General features: G+C 38.6%; 15 protein-coding genes and 1 rRNA gene. 7 read left to right on the top strand and 9 right to left on the bottom strand.

Going from position 1 to position 18,299, the window contains the following annotated elements; all coding sequences use genetic code 11:
* Nucleotides 1-54: 54 nt before the first annotated feature.
* Nucleotides 55-1,338, top strand: coding sequence for a glutamate-1-semialdehyde 2,1-aminomutase (gene hemL / locus KP710_RS07795; RefSeq protein WP_111407950.1), 1,284 nt, complete (start codon nucleotides 55-57; stop codon nucleotides 1,336-1,338).
* A gap of 36 nt (nucleotides 1,339-1,374) precedes the next feature.
* On the opposite strand, the gene glnD is transcribed toward hemL, so the two are convergent.
* Nucleotides 1,375-3,969 (bottom strand): bifunctional uridylyltransferase/uridylyl-removing protein GlnD, encoded by a 2,595-nt coding sequence (gene glnD, locus KP710_RS07790; RefSeq protein ID WP_111407951.1) that lies wholly within the window; start codon nucleotides 3,967-3,969, stop codon nucleotides 1,375-1,377.
* Nucleotides 3,970-4,062: 93 nt separating this feature from the next.
* Nucleotides 4,063-4,869, bottom strand: a complete 807-nt coding sequence (gene map / locus KP710_RS07785; protein ID WP_005632605.1) for a type I methionyl aminopeptidase — start codon at nucleotides 4,867-4,869, stop codon at nucleotides 4,063-4,065.
* Between the two features lie 135 nt (nucleotides 4,870-5,004).
* Here map and erpA point away from each other — a divergent pair, with 135 nt between their 5' ends.
* From erpA to argG, 5 genes are all read left to right on the top strand, one after another.
* Entirely contained in the window at nucleotides 5,005-5,349 is a 345-nt protein-coding gene (erpA, locus tag KP710_RS07780; protein WP_009500973.1) for an iron-sulfur cluster insertion protein ErpA, read from the top strand.
* Between the two features lies 1 nt (nucleotide 5,350).
* The gene (locus KP710_RS07775; protein ID WP_111407952.1) at nucleotides 5,351-5,704 is read left to right on the top strand and encodes a YacL family protein; all 354 of its coding nucleotides are present in this window, start codon (nucleotides 5,351-5,353) and stop codon (nucleotides 5,702-5,704) included.
* Nucleotides 5,705-5,710: 6 nt separating this feature from the next.
* A complete protein-coding gene (mrcB, locus tag KP710_RS07770; RefSeq protein WP_111407953.1) occupies nucleotides 5,711-8,068 on the top strand; it encodes a penicillin-binding protein 1B in 2,358 nt (785 codons plus the stop codon).
* A 167-nt stretch (nucleotides 8,069-8,235) separates the two neighbouring features.
* Nucleotides 8,236-9,108 carry a phosphoribosylaminoimidazolesuccinocarboxamide synthase gene (locus KP710_RS07765; protein ID WP_111407954.1) on the top strand — a complete coding sequence of 291 codons (873 nt, stop codon included), beginning with the start codon at nucleotides 8,236-8,238 and terminating at the stop codon, nucleotides 9,106-9,108.
* Nucleotides 9,109-9,284: 176 nt separating this feature from the next.
* The gene (gene argG, locus KP710_RS07760; RefSeq protein WP_111407955.1) at nucleotides 9,285-10,619 is read left to right on the top strand and encodes an argininosuccinate synthase; all 1,335 of its coding nucleotides are present in this window, start codon (nucleotides 9,285-9,287) and stop codon (nucleotides 10,617-10,619) included.
* 64 nt (nucleotides 10,620-10,683) lie between these two features.
* Here the strand turns inward: argG and rnb are convergent, their stop codons facing one another.
* The gene (gene rnb, locus KP710_RS07755) at nucleotides 10,684-12,663 is read right to left on the bottom strand and encodes an exoribonuclease II (protein ID WP_215771055.1); all 1,980 of its coding nucleotides are present in this window, start codon (nucleotides 12,661-12,663) and stop codon (nucleotides 10,684-10,686) included.
* Between the two features lie 66 nt (nucleotides 12,664-12,729).
* The gene (locus tag KP710_RS07750) at nucleotides 12,730-13,518 is read right to left on the bottom strand and encodes an enoyl-ACP reductase FabI (protein WP_215770578.1); all 789 of its coding nucleotides are present in this window, start codon (nucleotides 13,516-13,518) and stop codon (nucleotides 12,730-12,732) included.
* A 178-nt stretch (nucleotides 13,519-13,696) separates the two neighbouring features.
* Here KP710_RS07750 and prfC point away from each other — a divergent pair, with 178 nt between their 5' ends.
* Nucleotides 13,697-15,280, top strand: a complete 1,584-nt coding sequence (gene prfC / locus KP710_RS07745) for a peptide chain release factor 3 (RefSeq protein ID WP_111407957.1) — start codon at nucleotides 13,697-13,699, stop codon at nucleotides 15,278-15,280.
* 74 nt (nucleotides 15,281-15,354) lie between these two features.
* Here the strand turns inward: prfC and KP710_RS07740 are convergent, their stop codons facing one another.
* From KP710_RS07740 to rrf, 5 genes are all read right to left on the bottom strand, one after another.
* Nucleotides 15,355-15,588, bottom strand: coding sequence for a YgjV family protein (locus KP710_RS07740; RefSeq protein WP_005635864.1), 234 nt, complete (start codon nucleotides 15,586-15,588; stop codon nucleotides 15,355-15,357).
* Nucleotides 15,589-16,019: 431 nt separating this feature from the next.
* Nucleotides 16,020-16,349: a branched-chain amino acid transporter permease gene (locus KP710_RS07735; protein ID WP_005643719.1), complete on the bottom strand. Its 330-nt coding sequence runs from the start codon at nucleotides 16,347-16,349 to the stop codon at nucleotides 16,020-16,022.
* The gene (azlC, locus tag KP710_RS07730; protein ID WP_111407958.1) at nucleotides 16,346-17,080 is read right to left on the bottom strand and encodes an azaleucine resistance protein AzlC; all 735 of its coding nucleotides are present in this window, start codon (nucleotides 17,078-17,080) and stop codon (nucleotides 16,346-16,348) included. Before azlC ends, KP710_RS07735 begins: the two co-directional genes overlap by 4 nt.
* Nucleotides 17,081-17,089: 9 nt before the next feature.
* Nucleotides 17,090-18,019, bottom strand: coding sequence for a LysR family transcriptional regulator (locus KP710_RS07725; RefSeq protein WP_005635860.1), 930 nt, complete (start codon nucleotides 18,017-18,019; stop codon nucleotides 17,090-17,092).
* Between the two features lie 154 nt (nucleotides 18,020-18,173).
* Nucleotides 18,174-18,289, bottom strand: a 5S ribosomal RNA gene (gene rrf, locus KP710_RS07720).
* Nucleotides 18,290-18,299 lie beyond the last annotated feature (10 nt).

The raw sequence follows: 18,299 nt of genomic DNA, 5'->3' as shown, positions 1-18,299 counted from the left end.
AAAGAGTCTATTTTTCAGTACAATACCGTCATTTTTATAAGAAAGGAAAAAACAATGACAGATTCAACCGCACTTTTTTCTCGTGCACAGTCCTTTATTCCAGGTGGAGTAAATTCCCCTGTACGCGCCTTTAAAGGCGTTGGTGGTACCCCTGTATTCATTCAAAAAGCGCAAGGTGCCTATATTTATGACACTGATGGAAAACAATATGTTGACTATGTTGGTTCTTGGGGGCCAATGATTTTAGGTCATAATCATCCATCGATCTTAAATGCTGTACTTAAAGCGGCTGAAAATGGTTTAAGTTTTGGTGCTCCCACCCCTTCTGAAATTGATTTAGCAGAACTGGTCTGTAATATTGTCCCTTCTATTGAAATGGTGCGTATGGTAAGTTCAGGCACCGAAGCAACGATGACGGCAATTCGCCTTGCTCGTGGTTATACTGGTCGTGATAAAATCTTAAAATTTGAAGGTTGTTACCATGGTCATTCAGACTCATTGCTTGTAAAAGCAGGCTCGGGCGCATTAACACTTGGTCAACCAAGCTCTCCAGGCGTACCTGCAGATTTTGCGAAATATACATTAACGGCAGAATACAATAATCTTGACTCAGTAAAAGCGCTATTTGAACAATATCCTGATAGTATTTCTTGTGTCATCATCGAGCCTGTAGCTGGAAATATGAATTGTGTTCCACCGAAATCGGGATTTTTACAAGGAATACGAGAACTTTGCGACAAATATGGCGCACTTTTCATCATTGATGAGGTTATGACAGGTTTTCGTGTAGCACTTGCTGGAGCACAATCTTATTATGGTGTAACACCTGATCTTACCACTCTAGGTAAAGTTATCGGTGGTGGAATGCCTGTCGGTGCGGTAGGGGGTAAAAAAGCTATCATGGAATATCTTGCCCCAACCGGTCCAGTATATCAAGCAGGAACACTTTCTGGTAATCCTATTGCAATGGCAGCAGGTTTAGCTTGCTTAAACGAATTGAAAAAACCAGGCAATGAACAACAACTTGCAATAAAAACAGAGAAACTTTGTCTAGGATTAAAATCCCTTGCCGAAAAACATCATGTACCTTTTGTCGTAAACTATGTAGGCGGTATGTTTGGTATTTTCTTCACTGAAAAACAGGAAATAACATCCTATGCTGAAGTCATGAAATGCGACACCGAGAAATTTAAAATTTTCTTCCATAAAATGTTAGAACAGGGGGTATACCTTGCGCCATCTGCTTTTGAAGCAGGATTTATGTCGCTCGCCCACACCGATGAAGATATAGAGAGAACGCTTTCGGCTGCAGATATTGCTTTTTCAACGATTGCTTAGTGTTAAAAAATGCGGTGTGTTCCACCGCATTTTGGCTTATGATGTAACATCTTGGATAATCACATGGCGCAAGTTTTCTCTCTCCTCTCTTGCAAGAGCTTTCCCTAATTGATTCGTCAAAATAAAAAAGTCCTCGGCTTTTTCACCTACAGTAGTAATTTTCGCATTCAATAAATTGAGATTTAACTCACTAAAAATCTGGCTCACTTGCGCTAATAACCCCGGTTTATCCAACGCAACCAGTTCCATTTCAGTATGCTCTTTTTTGTTTTCATGTAAAAAACGCACGTCAGTTTGTACAGTGAAATGTTGAAGCTGACGATTCGGAGCAATAGAAAGTGCGGGTAATTTTTCGCTTTGAAGAGCTACTGTTAGGGCTTGCTCTAGTTCTCGGCGACGATCAAATTCCACTAATTCACCATTAAGTTCCGTGATGATAAAGCTATCAAAAACATAACCATCTTGTGTCGTAATAATCTGCGCATCATGGATACTGAATTTTTTTGCGCCAATGGTACTCACAACTTTATTAAATAAGTGGGGTTGATCTTGGCAATAAATAAATACTTCCGTGCCGCCAAGTGAAAAGCGATTACTAATTTTCACTAATAACGCCTCAACGAAATCCACCAGCAAACTTGTATGCCAGGCGATTTGTTTTGGCGTATTACGTACAAAATAATCTTCAGGGCAACGATCCCATAATTGCTCAATCGAGATTAGTGCAATATCGGAATAATCCTGAGTTAAAATTTGTTGTGCAAGTTTTCGGTTTTCTGCCGATTTTTCTGAGTAATCAAGTAATTCTTTCATGCCTTGTGCAAATTGCTGTTCAGTAAATTCATATAACGAGGCAAAAAGCGAACGTTTCCAGCTATTCCATAAATTACCATTGGTTGCACAAATATCCGCTACCGTTAAGCAGGTGAGATAATCTAGCCGAACTTGATTTTGCACGGCTTCAGCAAAATTCATGATGACTTCAGGATCATGAATATCACGGCGTTGCGCAGTAATTGACATCAGCAAATGAGATTGAACTAACCAAACAAGGGTATCAATTTCTCGGCGATCTAAACCATGTAATTGTGCAAAGTCTGCTACGTCTTCTGCGCCAAGTTCTGCGTGATCACCGCCCCGCCCTTTTGCAATATCGTGGAACAATGCCGCAATATAAAGCAAAGTGCGGTCAGAAAGTTGGCTAAAAATTCGATGAGCAATGGGATGTTCTTGCGCACTTTCTTGCGACAAAAAACTTTCCAATTTCAACATCACGCGCAATGTATGCTCATCCACCGTATAAATATGGAACAAATCAAATTGCATTAAGCCCTCAATGGCTTGCCATTGGGAAAGATACGCAGTTAATACACCATATTGGTGCATCGGCATAAACGCTCGCTTAATCGCATTGGGTTGATTAAACAAACGCAGAAATTTTTCCCGAGCCTCAGGAATTTCACATAATTTTTGTGGTAATTGCTCTAAGGAAATTTGTAATCGCCGCAAGGTATCAGAATGAATATTGGCCTGTTCGTACTGCGTTAAATAAAAGAATAGATCTAAAATTCGCTCTGGTTTTTCTTGAAAAACAAGGCTATTACGCAAACATAAGCATTGGTTAATCAGTTGAAAATCATCGTCTAATTGATCAATCACAGTAGCCTGATTTAATGAAAGCACATTTTCTCGATAATGCTGAATCAGCAAATTACTAATCAACGAAATCCGGTGCAATGCTTGAAAAAAACATTTCATCATTTTTTCAACAGCTTGATTGCCTTCCCCTCGGAAACCTAACAATTCACTGACTTTAATTTGACGATCAAACAACAGACGATTATCGTAACGTTTCAAAATCAAATGCAAAGCGAACCGCACTTTAAATAAAAATGCACGACTTTCTTGTAGTTGCTGATATTCTTGAGGATAAATAAAACCACTTTGTAAAATGGCCTCAAGAGTCAGCGCCCCCGAATGGTGCAACGCCACCCAATACAACAAATGCAAATCACGCAAGCCACCGGGGCTATACTTAATATCTGGCTCAAGGTTATAAGCTGTATTGTGATAACGCTGATAACGTTCTATTTGCTCTTGCACTTTGGCATTAAAAAAATCTTCTTTCGACCAAAAATTAGCATGTTTTACCAATTCATTTAGTGCATCAAAGTGCGGTCGATTTCCAGCAAGAAATCTTGCTTCTAATAAATTGGTGGCAATCGTAATATCTTGTTTTCCTTCCGATTCGCATTGTTCTAAGGTTCGAACACTATTTCCCACCTCAAAGCCACAATCCCATAAAAATTGGATAAATTGGGTGATCTTTTCTTCAATATCTTGGCTAGGTATTTGCTTCACCAAAATTAAAAAATCGAGATCCGACAAAGGAAACATCTCATGCCGTCCATAACCGCCCACTGCAATTAAAGCAATCCCCTGCAATTCACTTAATCCCATTTCCTGCCAAAGTTGAATCAATAAGGCATCATAAAAATCACTGCGATTTTCAATAAGCTCAAAAATGGAATAACGAGAAAAATTCTCAAGCTCAAATTGCTTAAGATTTTCTCGCTCAATTTTGACCGCACTTGGCGTTAAAGGAGAAGAGAGTGTCAGAGAAAACAGCATATTAATTGCCTTTTGTTAGATCGAAGTCGCTTTATTATAAAGAAAAACAAAAAGGGCGTATATCTACGCCCTTATCTTATCATTTAATGTCAATTACACATTCACCATAATGCGTGAAATTCGACCTTCTGCAATTTCTTCATCACGAATAGTCATCACCTCACAACCAGTTTCCGTGACGACAAGTTGATGTTCGTATTGTGCTGAATGGCTACGATCTTTGGTTTTTACTGTCCAACCATCACCCATAACGCGCACTTCTTTTTTTCCCGCATTAATCATTGGCTCAATCGTAAACACCATGCCTGGTTTTAAAATCACACCACCATCATCTGCGTAATAATGCAATACTTGAGGTTCGCAGTGAAATTCTGTACCAACACCATGTCCACAATATTCACGCACGACACTGAAAGTTTGACTTTCAGTATATTTTTGCACAGCTTTACCTACTTCATTTAAACGAATACCTGGTTTTACTGTGCGCAATCCCACGTATAGGGCTTCCTGTGCTGCTTCCACTAATTTTTTACTACGAATATTCGTTTCTCCGCCCACGATATACATTTTTGAGTTATCACCAAAATAACCGTCTTTAATCACCGTGACATCAATATTCACAATATCGCCATTTTTAAGCACTTTATCGTCACTTGGAATACCGTGACATACAACTTCGTTAATGGAAATACAGGTAGCCTTTGGGAAACCATGATAATTCAAACACGCTGGGATAACCTTTTGTTCATTCACCATATATTCATGGCAAATTCGATCAAGTTCGCCTGTAGTTACACCTGCTTTTACGTAAGGTTCAATCATCACCAGCACATCCGAAGCCAATTTGCAGGCCTCGCGTAGTTTTACAATTTCTTTTTCTGTTCTAATTGGAATAGCCATTTTATTTCACCTTTTTTGAAAAAATTTTGCCAGATTATAGCACGATTTCTAGGAAAAAACTGGATTACACTTGAATGGAGTAAATGGTTATTAGATAATAACGGAATTCGAATTTTCGGGAAGCGGGAAATAATTATGACAGATAACATTGCAGTACCATTGACATTTACTGATGCAGCAGCGAATAAAGTAAAAAATTTAATCAGCGAAGAAGAAAATACTAATTTGAAATTACGCGTGTATATCACGGGGGGCGGTTGCAGCGGTTTCCAATATGGTTTTACTTTTGATGAAAAAGTGAATGAAGGCGATTTAACGATTGAAAAATCAGGGGTTCAACTTGTGATTGACCCAATGAGTTTACAGTATTTAATCGGTGGTACCGTCGATTACACAGAAGGTTTAGAAGGTTCACGCTTTACTGTAAATAATCCAAATGCTACCAGCACTTGTGGCTGTGGTTCATCCTTTAGTATCTAAGATGGATTTTCAATTTACACATTATCAAGGCAATGTATCTGTAAAATGTTCGATGGAACACATTGCTCTTGCTAACTGGTTCAATACTGAAGTGCGGTCAAATCCAAAGGCGATTTTGACCGCACTTTCTACTGCGCAATCCCTCTCTGAAAATCAAGAAGAGATCTTAATCGGCGCAGAATATACTTTGTTTTTAGATGCTGATGAAGTAATGGTACGAGCGAATAATCTCGCTATTGAAACAGATGAAATTTTGGAAGACGATTTTCATTATTATGATGAAGAAAGCATTGCTTTTTGTGGCACGCAAGATTTTATCCATTTCCTCGAAGCTTATGTTAATTTTATCTCTTAACCGACTATGACCACCGAAAACGTTCAAAAAAATCCCGAAGAAAAAACACCTAAAAAACGCCGTTCTTTCAAAAGCTTTTTATTAAAAGTAGCGTTTACTGGTGCGGTATTAACCGTATTTTATGGCGGATATTTAGATTGGCAAATCCGTTCGAAAATGGACGGGCAAATTTGGCGTTTGCCCGCTGAAGTGTATAGCCGTATTGAAAGTGTGAAAATTTCAGATAATCTCGCTTTTGATGAAGTGATTCAAATTTTATTAGATAACGAATATCGCCAAACGACCATGGTAGCCGCACCAGGCGATTTCAAATTAGAAGATGATACGATTGTGGTTCTTCGTCGAGCTTTCCCTTTCCCTGATAAACCAGAACCACAACGAGTTTTACGTTTACGCTTTGTCGATAACAAACTTAATCGAATTGAAGATCTCGTTGCCGTAAAAGCTATCGATGAGTTTCGCCTTGCGCCAAAATTGATTGCAATGTTGGAATCTGACAATGAAGATCGCCTTGCAATTCCTTTACAAAATTACCCGCGCTTATTGATTGACGCCCTAATTTTAACGGAAGATCGCCGTTTTTACGATCATCATGGTATAAACCCAGTGGGCATTATACGAGCATTAATTACCAATATTCGTGCAGGGCAAACGGTACAAGGTGGTAGTACGCTCACTCAACAACTCGTGAAAAATTTATTTTTATCAAGCGAACGTACGATTACCCGCAAAGCGAACGAAGCCTTGATGTCATTGGTGTTAGATTGGCGTTATGATAAAAACCGTATTCTCGAAACCTATCTCAATGAAATTTATCTCGGACAAAATGGTGATACGCAAATTCACGGTTTTGAGTTAGCTAGCCAATTCTATTTTGGTCGTTCGATTCGTGAAATTAGCTTAGATCAAATTGCACTTTTAGTCGGGATGGTAAAAGGCCCTTCACTTTATAATCCTTGGCGTAATCCTCAGAATGCTTTAGAGCGTCGTAATGTTGTTTTAAAGCTCATGCTTGAACATAAAATGATCGGTGATGAACTTTACCAATTATTAAGCCAACGACCTTTAGGTGTTCAACAAAAAGGACAAATCTCCCGTAAATATCCGTCATTTATTCAGACTTTACAGGCGGATTTACGTCGTGAACTAGGCGAACATAAAATATCCAGTTTACTAGGCGCACGGATTTTCACCACAATGGATTTAAAACAACAAGCCCAAGCAGAAAATGCAGTGGTGAATACAGTTTCACAACTACAACTGAAAACTAAAAACCCATATTTAGAAGGCGCCATGATTGTTGCGGATTACCGTGTGGGTGAAATTCGTGCGGTAGTGGGTGGTTTGCAAACGCAATATGCAGGCTTTAATCGTGCATTAATGGCAAAACGTCAGATTGGTTCTTTAGTAAAACCTTCTATTTATTTGACTGCACTTTCGAATCCAGAACAGTTCCGTTTAAATACCCCAATTAATAACCAGCCAATTACGATTAATGTCAAAGGTAGCCCGCCGTGGCAGCCGCGCAACTATGATAAAAAATATAGTGGTTCGGTGATGTTAATGGATGCCTTAGCGCGTTCTTTAAATATTCCGACTGTGAATATTGGGATGAAAGTCGGCTTAAGCAAAGTCATTGATACACAAAAAGCGATGGGATGGGATAATGTGGAAATTCCAAAAGTGCCCGCTATGTTGCTCGGGGCTTATACCATATCACCTTATGATGTAACTAAACTTTATCAAACTATTGCGAATCAAGGTGGACGGATTGAGCTCACAACCGTCGATACTATTGCGGATCGTCAAGGAAATATCATTTATCAACATGATAAAACCGCAAAACAAGTGGTACCACAAGAAGCTGCATTCCAAACGTTATTTGCGATGCAACAAACTGTTGAACGTGGTACAGCTCGTAGCTTGCAAAATGATTATGCGGATTTACGTTTAGCCGGTAAAACAGGGACAACAAATGATGCGCGTGATACTTGGTTTGTGGGGATCGATGGAAAAAATATCAGCACGGTTTGGCTTGGTCGCGATGATAATGGTGAAACAAAACTCACTGGTGCATCAGGCGCATTACAGATTTATAAAGATTATTTAAGCCATACTTATATTGAGAAATTGAAGCTAAATAAACCTGCGAATATGAAATGGGTTGGTATTACCCAACATGGTAGCTGGGATTGTGACAGCAATCGAGTGATTCCAGTTTGGGTGAATAATGGACAGAATTTCTGCGGTGGCACATCAACGACTTCTCCATCACCAGCTACTCCACCAGCTGAAACAGAAATTGCTCCTCGACAAGAAAGCGTCTGGGATGTATTGGATAACCCAAATCCACCCGCTCAATAATTAATCGCGGTATATTTCTAATAATAAGCAAATATTTTGAAGCGAAAAAACTACACTTCCCCTGAAATTTCAGGGGATTTTTTTATTTCTTTAAAAAATAGCAAACGTTTGCTTTAAAAGTGCGGTACAATACGCGCCAGTTTTTACTTTCATACAGGTGCAAAACGATGACACAACAACTCCCCACTTTAAGTCTAAAAAAAATCTATTCAGGTAAAGTACGCGATCTCTATGAAATCGATGATAAACGTATGCTAATGATTGCTTCTGACCGCTTATCTGCGTTTGACGTTATTTTAGATGATCCCATTCCACGAAAAGGCGAAATCTTGACTCAAATTTCCAACTTTTGGTTTAACAAACTTGCTCACATTATGCCGAATCATTTCACTGGTGAGAGTGTTTATGATGTGTTACCAAAAGAAGAAGCTGATTTAATCAAAGATCGGGCTGTGGTGTGTAAACGTTTGAATCCTATTAAAATTGAATCTATCGTACGTGGCTATTTAACTGGCAGTGGTTTAAAAGATTATAAACAAACTGGTACCATCTGCGGATTAAAACTACCCGAAGGCTTAGTTGAAGCCAGTAAATTACCAGAACCTATTTTCACTCCATCAAGTAAAGAAGCCGTTGGCAGTCATGATATAAATATCAGCTATGCAGAATGTGAAAAACTCATCGGGGCTGATTTAGCCGCACAAGTGAAAGAAAAAGCTATCGCACTTTATACTGCTGCTGCAGAATATGCACTGACTAAAGGCATTATTATTTGCGACACAAAATTTGAATTTGGTTTAGATGAAAATGGCACGCTCACCTTAATGGATGAAGTATTAACCCCTGATTCTAGCCGTTTTTGGTCTATCGATACTTACCAAGAAGGGATTAATCCTCCATCATTTGATAAACAATTTGTACGCGATTGGTTAGAAAATAGCGGCTGGAATAAACAAGCTCCCGCACCGAAAGTGCCAGAAAATATTATTCAGAAAACTGTTGATAAATATCAGGAAGCGCTGGATTTATTAACAAAATAGAGAGCAAAATCCCTGCTATTTACAGCGGGGATTTTTATGCATGATGACAACTAAAGATTTTTAGTCTTAATACATAAAAGGCTAGACAAACATAAAAAGTGCGGTTATATTTAAATGACTTTTTATTCAAATAAAATGATTAATTATTCAATCTAATTTATAAACAAGGAAAAGATATGTCAAATACAATTCTACAACATTTACCTGAAGGGCAAAAAGTCGGTATCGCGTTCTCTGGTGGCTTAGACACCAGCGCTGCATTACTTTGGATGCGTCAAAAAGGCGCAGTGCCTTATGCCTACACAGCCAATTTAGGTCAACCTGATGAAGATGATTACAGCGCAATCCCTAAAAAAGCGATGGCGTATGGTGCAGAAAACACTCGCTTAATTGATTGTCGTGCTCAACTTGCTCATGAAGGCATTGCGGCAATTCAATGCGGTGCATTCCATATTTCTACAGGCGGAATTCCTTACTTCAATACGACGCCACTTGGTCGCGCAGTAACCGGCACAATGCTCGTTGCGGCAATGAAAGAAGACGATGTGAATATTTGGGGGGATGGCTCTACATTCAAAGGGAATGACATCGAACGTTTCTATCGTTATGGTTTATTAACAAACCCGAATTTAAAAATCTATAAACCTTGGTTAGATGCGCAATTTATTGAAGAACTTGGTGGCCGCTTTGAAATGTCTCAATTTCTTATCGAACATGGTTTTGACTACAAAATGTCCGTTGAAAAAGCCTACTCGACCGATTCCAATATGCTGGGTGCAACCCATGAGGCAAAAGACTTAGAACAATTAAGCTCTGGCATGAAAATTGTTAAACCAATTATGGGTGTCGCATTTTGGGATGACAATGTAGAAATTAAACCAGAAACAGTAACCGTCACTTTTGAAGAAGGCGTTCCTGTCGCATTAAATGGTAAACGTTTTGATAATGCAGTTAATATTATTCTGGAAGCCAATCGTATCGGTGGCCGTCATGGCTTAGGGATGTCTGACCAAATCGAAAACCGCATAATTGAAGCCAAATCTCGTGGTATTTATGAAGCACCAGGGATGGCATTATTGCATATCGCTTACGAACGTTTAGTAACTGGTATTCACAATGAAGATACCATCGAACAATATCGTATTAATGGCATCCGTTTAGGCCGTTTGTTATATCAAGGTCGTTGGTTTGATCCGCAAGCATTAATGCTGCGTGAAACAGCTCAACGTTGGGTGGCAAAAGCAATTACAGGCACTGTAACCCTTGAACTTCGTCGTGGTAACGACTTCACAATTTTAAATACCGAATCACCAAACTTAACCTACGAAGCAGAGCGTTTAAGTATGGAAAAAGTGGAAGATGCACCATTTGATCCAATTGATCGTATCGGTCAATTAACTATGCGTAATTTAGATGTATCTGACACCCGAGGTAAACTTGGAATCTATGCACAAACAGGTTTATTAAGCGCAATTAAAGATTCAGTATTGCCACAATTAGGTAAGAAATAAGAAGTTTTTAAAAAAGAAAAAACCGATTTTCAATCACTGAAAATCGGTTTAAAGAAGAACAATTTTATTGAACGATTTCCCCGACAATACTGCGAGTTGTCTCTTTCACTTCCGTAAGTTTCACTTTCACAATATCGCCTATTTTGTAAATACGCTCACCTTTAATATAAAGGGCAATCTCATCAGAATTCACCTGCATTTCTTCTTTATTATTATGTAAAGTTGAAGCTGGTATAAACATTGAGGCGCCATTTTCTAATAATTGCACACGTAATCCACCACGCATCACATCTTGCACTTCAGCCTCAAATTCGGCATTTGATGCAACTTTATCAGCAAGATAACGGCAATATAACCAATCCGCAATATCACGCTCAACTAAGCGATTTTGGCGACGAGCCTCTTGTAAACGGGCCAGCACTTCATCCTGTGGTTTATTACAAGTTTGTTGTGTCAATACTGCTTTAATTAAACGATGGTTCACCATATCGGAATATTTACGGATAGGCGATGTCCAGGTCGCATAACCTTCTAATCCAAGCCCAAAATGTGGAGCAAGTTCGGATTTAAACTCCGCAAAGGTTAAATAACGACGTAAACGGAATTCTAAATAGTCACCTTCAATCGGTTCAATATCATGACGCATTTGGCAATAACCTTTTAAGGTTGCCAAATTTTCTACCGAATAACGTTCAGCAAGTTCAGCTTGATTTTCTTCATTGGCTAAATTTGCCATTAAGAAATTATGTGCATTTTCTAAGAATTTTTTATCAAAACCAGTGTGTGTATTGAAAATACCGGTTTTAGCATGCTCCGCTAAGAATTGGGCGGCACAAATGTTGGCAATGATCATGGATTCTTCCACGATTTGATTTGCAATACGGCGATATTCCGCTTTAATTTCTTTCACTTTGCCATTTTCAGCGAGAATAAAAGAGTAGTCTGGTTTCTCTTTAAATAACAAGGAATGGGTTTTACGCCATTGAATACGTGCTTGAGTAAATTGATGTAACCAATCAATTTGCTGGGCAATTTCAGGTGTTTCCGGTTGCCATGCATCCGGTACTTGTTCTAAATAATCTGAAATCTTGTTATAGGCTAATTTTGCTTTAGATTGTACATAAGCGGACACAAAACGTGGTTTCGCCGTGATATTACCCGCAAGATCTGTTTCAATGTAACACACTAATGCAGGACGAGTTTCATTTGCCATTAATGAACATAATTCATCAGATAATTCACGAGGCAACATAGAAATGTTGAAGCCAGGCAAATAATTGGTGAAACAACGCTGTTTAGCGTCTTTTTCAATTTGTGAATCTAATGCAATGTAAGCTGTTGGATCAGCAATGGCAACGACTAATCGCCAGCCGCTTTGTGTACCATTTTGCTCGATAGGTTCGATATAAAGGGCATCATCCATATCCTGAGTGCTTTCAGAGTCAATGGTGACAAAATGAAGTGCGGTCAGATCTTCACGTGTTTGTTGATCTAACATCTCATAACTTTCTGCACCTTGCACAGGATGACGAGATTGTTCATGACGTGCCAGCGTGACCCACCAAGGGGCTAATTCATCGTCAGCACGGCAGATAAATTGATTGATAGTAGCATAGAAAAAGCGATCATCACGTAATGGGTGCGTTTTCAAATTTGCGACGACCCAGTCGCCTTCTTGTAATTCTTCTTTGACGGATTTAGCTTGTTGCGCACCAATGGGTTGGTTGATACTTGGATGATCAACCAAAACTTGCAATTTCTTGTCTTTATTGAACCGCACTTTGGCAATAAAGCGCGTGAGCATTGGCTCAATTAATTCTTCAGGTTCAGCTTGCTCTTTATCGCCTTGCTTTTCAATGGTGGCTTTGATTTTGTCACCATGCATCACTTTTTTCATTGCAGGAGGGGCAATAAAGTAGCTTTTTTTATCGCACTCTAAAAAACCATAAGCTTTATCAGTACTTTTTACCACGCCTTCAACGTGTTCTTTGCTATCGTGGATTTGTTGCTTAAGTTGTGCGAGTAGTGGATTATCTTGGAACATAGTTATATTTAAAAAAAGAGAAAAGGCAGACTGAAAAGCCTGCCTAAAAATAGATTGTACGAAAAATTATTCTTCGCCTAATTCGCCCATTGCAGTGATGCTGAAACCTGCATCTACGTGAACGATTTCACCGGTAATACCAGATGCTAAATCTGAGCATAAGAATGCTGCTGAGTTACCCACATCTTCGATAGTAACAGTGCGGCGTAATGCTGCTGTTTTCTCGAATGTAGCAAACATTTTCTTGAAGTTTTTAATACCTGATGCCGCTAAAGTACGGATTGGACCTGCAGAAATTGCATTCACACGAATACCTTCTTTACCTAAGTCAGCTGCCATTACGCGAGTTGCTGCTTCAAGAGATGCTTTCGCTAAACACATCACGTTGTAGTTAGGAATTGCGCGCTCTGCACCTAAGTAAGAAAGGGTTAATAATGCTGCATTTGGATTTAAGTAAGGACGTGCCGCTTGTGCCATAGCAACGAAGCTGAATGCACTGATGTCGTGAGCGATACGGTAGCCTTCACGAGTTGCTGCGTTTACGTAGTCACCATCTAATTGATCGCCTGGTGCGAATGCAATAGCGTGTACGAAACCATCAAATTTTTCCCAACGTTTGCTTAATTCTGCAAAGCAATTTTGGATGCTTTCATCAGTTGCAACATCTAAAGGAAGCACTATATCAGAACCAAATTCTTTAGCAAATTCTTCTACGCGCGGTTGTAATTTATCGTTTAAATAAGTGAAAGCAAGTTCTGCCCCTTGTTCTTTCATTGATTTTGCGATCCCGTAAGCGATAGAACGATTGCTTGCAAGACCGGTGACTAAAATGCGTTTACCTGTTAAGAAACCCATAATTTTTCCTATATTGTTAGCATAAAAAACTTGCGTAGTATAAGCGAAAATTTGTCTTTGTACAAAGCAGACCAATTTTTCTAATAAAACCAACCGCACTTTATTTACAAATTCGTTTGAGCAAAAACCTAAAATCAGCGAAAATAGCCCACATTTTTAATTGAATGAAGAAGAAACAATGAATTATCCATTAGAAGAAGTTAATAAACGTCGCACTTTTGCGATTATTTCCCACCCCGATGCAGGTAAAACAACTATCACCGAAAAAGTACTTTTATACGGAAATGCGATTCAAACAGCAGGTTCTGTGAAAGGCAAAGGCTCAACTGCACATGCGAAATCCGACTGGATGGAAATGGAAAAACAACGTGGGATTTCGATTACCACTTCCGTAATGCAATTTCCTTATAACGATTGCTTGGTGAACTTACTTGATACCCCGGGGCACGAAGATTTCTCTGAAGATACTTACCGCACTTTAACCGCTGTGGATAGCTGTTTAATGGTTATCGACTCCGCAAAAGGGGTTGAGGAACGTACAATTAAACTAATGGAAGTAACTCGCTTACGTGATACGCCAATCATTACCTTCATGAACAAACTCGACCGCGATATTCGCGATCCAATGGAATTGTTAGATGAAGTTGAAAATATTCTGAAAATTCGTTGTGCGCCAATTACATGGCCGATTGGTTGCGGAAAATTATTTAAAGGCGTTTATCATATCGCTAAAGATGAAACCTATCTTTATCAATCCGGTCAAGGCTCAACTATTCAAGAAGTTCGCATTGTCAAAGGTTTAAATAGCCCAGAATTAGATGCCGCTGTTGGCGATGATTTAGCACAACAACTTCGCGATGAATTGGAATTAGTGCAAGGCGCAAGTAACGAATTTGAACATGATGCCTTCATTAAAGGCGAACTTACACCAGTATTTTTCGGGACAGCATTAGGTAACTTTGGCGTGGATCATTTCCTTGATGGTTTAACACAATGGGCGCCAAAACCACAATCTCGTCAGGCTGATACAAGAACCGTCGAAAGTTCAGAAGAAAAATTCAGTGGTTTCGTATTTAAAATTCAAGCCAACATGGATCCAAAACACCGAGACCGAGTTGCCTTTATGCGTGTTGTTTCAGGCAAATATGAAAAAGGCATGAAACTAAAACATGTTCGAATTGGCAAAGATGTGGTGATTTCTGATGCGCTTACCTTTATGGCTGGCGACCGTGCTCACGCCGAAGAAGCTTACGCAGGTGATATTATTGGTTTACATAATCACGGCACGATCCAAATTGGCGATACCTTTACGCAAGGTGAAACCTTGAAATTTACCGGTATTCCAAACTTTGCGCCAGAGCTATTCCGCCGTATTCGTTTGAGAGATCCTCTCAAACAAAAACAATTACTTAAAGGTTTAGTACAACTTTCAGAAGAAGGTGCTGTTCAGGTATTTCGCCCATTAATGAATAACGATTTAATTGTGGGCGCAGTGGGTGTCTTGCAGTTTGATGTTGTGGTTTCTCGTCTAAAAACTGAATATAACGTAGAAGCCATTTATGAAAATGTGAACGTTGCAACCGCACGCTGGGTGGAATGTGCCGATACGAAAAAATTCGAAGAATTTAAACGCAAAAATGAGCCAAATTTAGCTTTAGATGGTGGAGATAACTTAACCTATATTGCGCCAACAATGGTAAATCTGAATTTAGCTCAAGAACGTTATCCTGATGTCGTTTTTTACAAAACTCGTGAACATTAAAACGATAAAGTGCGGTGAAATTTCACCGCACTTTGCCAGAAAAAAGCGTTGAAATTTAATTCAACGCTTTTCTTTTATTTAGAGACTTTTTCTTGTCTTAATCGCCAAAGTTGATAAACATTCACAACAGCTAAAAATGCATTTAATAATGCTACAGGATAAGCGGCGATAATTACGCTATAGATCACAAATAAAATTGCGCCAATGGTGTTCACTATCCGTAGATGTACAATAGATTTAAACAAAAACGATACTGCAACAAAAAAGGTTGCGATATAACCCAATAATTCAACTAAATTCAACTCCATAATTCTATTCTCTCCGATTAAAAATAAACACGGGCGTCATGATAAAAGATTTTTAAAACAAGGAAAAGATCAGAAAAAAAAGCAACCGATTGCAAGAGAAAATTATTTTATCTTACAAAGAATAAAGGTATTTTTATCATCATTAACGCATAAAAAGCCGGGACGAGTGCGCATATCTAAAATCTTGGGAAGCTTATCCAATTTAGGGGAATTAGATAACATTAGCTCGCTCAATCCGCACTTTGTCAGCGGCTAAATTCTTTTAGTAATCTAGATGATCGAATAATAAAGGAATTTAATAAAAGGAGGTTCTATCTTTTGTAATAACTACAATTCCAATTTCTATCATTCTAGAAACTGGATTGATTATAAACCATAAAGTAACTTTAGATTCAAGGGGATTATAAAGAAATCAAAGCTATGATTTTATTCTAAATAAAGACAAGTTGTACTAAAAGCATATAGAAAAGCGTACCCACCGCAATAGATAGAAACATATTTTTCTTCCAAAAATGCAGACCTAGCACCACTATGCCAGCAAGAAAATCAGGGATACCATGATAACCAGTTAAAACATCAATATTCTTATAGCAATAAACTACAAGCATACCAAACATAGCCGGAGGTAAAACTTTCCCAAGATAGCGAATATATTGTGGAATCGGACGATTAGCTGGGAACACAAAAAATGGCAATAAGCGCGTAAATTGCACAGTAAGCACACAAATTCCAATCGTCATAATCTGTTCTGTGAGTGTCATTTTAGCGACTCCAATTTTGTATCTAATTTAGGCCCACGCATAGTTAGAATTAACCAAATACCAATTAATGTTGGAATTAAGAAATATTCTTTGCCTACAATCAGTAAAAAAGCCAATGCAATGCCTAAACCTAAGAGAGAACTTTCATGGGATTTTTCCTTTATCCAATTTTCTGCAAAAATGACTAAGAAAAGAGCGGTCATCGAGAATTCCACACCTTTTAAATCAAAAGGTAAAACAGAGCCAAATAAGTTACCAATTGCAGCACCAACCACCCAATAAATATGTAAATATAAGCTGACAAAAAACATATACCAACCTTTATCTAAGTGCGGTGGAATTTTAGCCATATAATTTAGAGAAAAAGATTCATCTACAAGGGTGGTAATTAAATACCAACGTTTATGACCAAGGTGTACCCCATATTTTTCTAACATTGATATGCCATAGAAAATCTGACGAGTACTGATCATCAAGGTAATTAATAACACACTGATTGGGGAAAAAGGCGCGATAAGTGCTCCAGCAGCAATAAACTCAACAGAACCGGCATAAATAAGTAAAGCCATCAAAGTAGGATATAAAAATCCGAAACCTAGTGCCTTCATATAAATACCGTATGCCACACCAAGAAATAAAAATCCTGCAATCATCGGCGCACTATAAGGAAAAGCAGCTTTAGCCGCTGCACTAATCGGGTGAGGCTGCTGATTTTGTTGAGAAAAATTCATTTATTACTTCTATAAATCTAAAACAGATAGCCCTGGTAAAGTTGAAAAACTTTGAGCTTTTACGGTTTGATAAAAATCTTCTAAATAAGAAAGGGATTCATCTTCTTTACGAATAGCCGCATATAGATTGCTATATAAACCTTCTTTTGTGACTTTTCTTGCCACGACATAGCCCTTTTCTAAATAAGGCAATGCAGCCCAATAAGGGATAGTTGCAATGCCACGACGACTAGCAACTAATTGAATCATAGCAATAGTCAATTCTGTTGTGCGGCGAGTAGGATTAATTCCTTTTGGTTTAAGCACTTTACGCAATAGATCTAACATATCATCAGGAACCGGGTAAGTTACCCAGGTTTCATCTGCAAAATCTTCCGCATCCCAAATTTCTTTTTCTGCTAAAGGATGATCTTTTGAACAAATTCCAACCATCTCATAAGAAAAGAGCGGTTTAAAAATTACATCATCATTATGCTCTACTTCTGATACTATCGCCCAATCTGCTCGGTGAGAAAGCAATAAACCAACAGGATCCGTATGAAAACCAGATACAATATCCAACTCAACTAGCCCCCAATGCCGACGAAATTCGTCCATAGCAGGCATTAACCAATCAAAACAAGTATGACATTCCACAGCTATGCGAAGTTGCCCCGCATCCCCATGTTTAACCCGAGCAAGATCGCGTTCAGCATCAACAACTTTTGGCATTACTTCATTAGCAAGACGAATTAAACGCTCTCCCGCAGAAGTAAAACGAAGTGGATTACTTTTACGCTCAAACAAAGGTAAACCAAACTGTTCTTCTATTAATTTAATTTGGTGAGAAAGGGCTGATTGGGTTAGATATACTCGCTTTGCTGCCAAAGAAACGCTCCCCGTCTCTTTTAAGGCCAATAAAGTTTTAAGATGTCTAAATTCTAGAAAGGTTGGTTTCATTAAAAATATTCATACAAAATAGAAAATTAGATGATAGATATAATACCTTAAAATACGAAATATTCGAATTAATATTCTATAGAAAAAACAAAAACCCTATATCTTTCGACACAGGGTTTTTCTGTTTTTATTTAATTTAGCTTTGTATTTAGTAACCTGGCGGTGCCCTACTCTCACATGGGGAAGCCCCACACTACCATCGGCATTACAGCGTTTCACTTCTGAGTTCGGTATGGTGTCAGGTGGTTCCACCGCACTATCGCCGCCAGGATAATTCTTT

The organism is Haemophilus sp. SZY H35, from assembly GCF_018829705.1.
Classification (GTDB): domain Bacteria; phylum Pseudomonadota; class Gammaproteobacteria; order Enterobacterales; family Pasteurellaceae; genus Haemophilus; species Haemophilus haemolyticus_K.
This window is presented reverse-complemented; position numbering and strand designations above follow the sequence as displayed.

What these genes read in the sequence shown, in the direction of transcription:
- glnD (WP_111407951.1), bottom strand. Translation starts at nt 3,969, where the DNA reads ATGCTGTTTTCTCTGACACTCTCTTCTCCTTTAACGCCAAGTGCGGTC.
- argG (WP_111407955.1), top strand. Translation starts at nt 9,285, where the DNA reads ATGTCAAATACAATTCTACAACATTTACCTGAAGGGCAAAAAGTCGGT.
- rnb (WP_215771055.1), bottom strand. Translation starts at nt 12,663, where the DNA reads ATGTTCCAAGATAATCCACTACTCGCACAACTTAAGCAACAAATCCAC.
- KP710_RS07750 (WP_215770578.1), bottom strand. Translation starts at nt 13,518, where the DNA reads ATGGGTTTCTTAACAGGTAAACGCATTTTAGTCACCGGTCTTGCAAGC.
- KP710_RS07735 (WP_005643719.1), bottom strand. Translation starts at nt 16,349, where the DNA reads ATGACACTCACAGAACAGATTATGACGATTGGAATTTGTGTGCTTACT.
- prfC (WP_111407957.1), top strand. Translation starts at nt 13,697, where the DNA reads ATGAATTATCCATTAGAAGAAGTTAATAAACGTCGCACTTTTGCGATT.
- hemL (WP_111407950.1), top strand. Translation starts at nt 55, where the DNA reads ATGACAGATTCAACCGCACTTTTTTCTCGTGCACAGTCCTTTATTCCA.
- KP710_RS07765 (WP_111407954.1), top strand. Translation starts at nt 8,236, where the DNA reads ATGACACAACAACTCCCCACTTTAAGTCTAAAAAAAATCTATTCAGGT.
- KP710_RS07725 (WP_005635860.1), bottom strand. Translation starts at nt 18,019, where the DNA reads ATGAAACCAACCTTTCTAGAATTTAGACATCTTAAAACTTTATTGGCC.
- KP710_RS07740 (WP_005635864.1), bottom strand. Translation starts at nt 15,588, where the DNA reads ATGGAGTTGAATTTAGTTGAATTATTGGGTTATATCGCAACCTTTTTT.
- KP710_RS07775 (WP_111407952.1), top strand. Translation starts at nt 5,351, where the DNA reads ATGGATTTTCAATTTACACATTATCAAGGCAATGTATCTGTAAAATGT.
- erpA (WP_009500973.1), top strand. Translation starts at nt 5,005, where the DNA reads ATGACAGATAACATTGCAGTACCATTGACATTTACTGATGCAGCAGCG.
- map (WP_005632605.1), bottom strand. Translation starts at nt 4,869, where the DNA reads ATGGCTATTCCAATTAGAACAGAAAAAGAAATTGTAAAACTACGCGAG.
- azlC (WP_111407958.1), bottom strand. Translation starts at nt 17,080, where the DNA reads ATGAATTTTTCTCAACAAAATCAGCAGCCTCACCCGATTAGTGCAGCG.
- mrcB (WP_111407953.1), top strand. Translation starts at nt 5,711, where the DNA reads ATGACCACCGAAAACGTTCAAAAAAATCCCGAAGAAAAAACACCTAAA.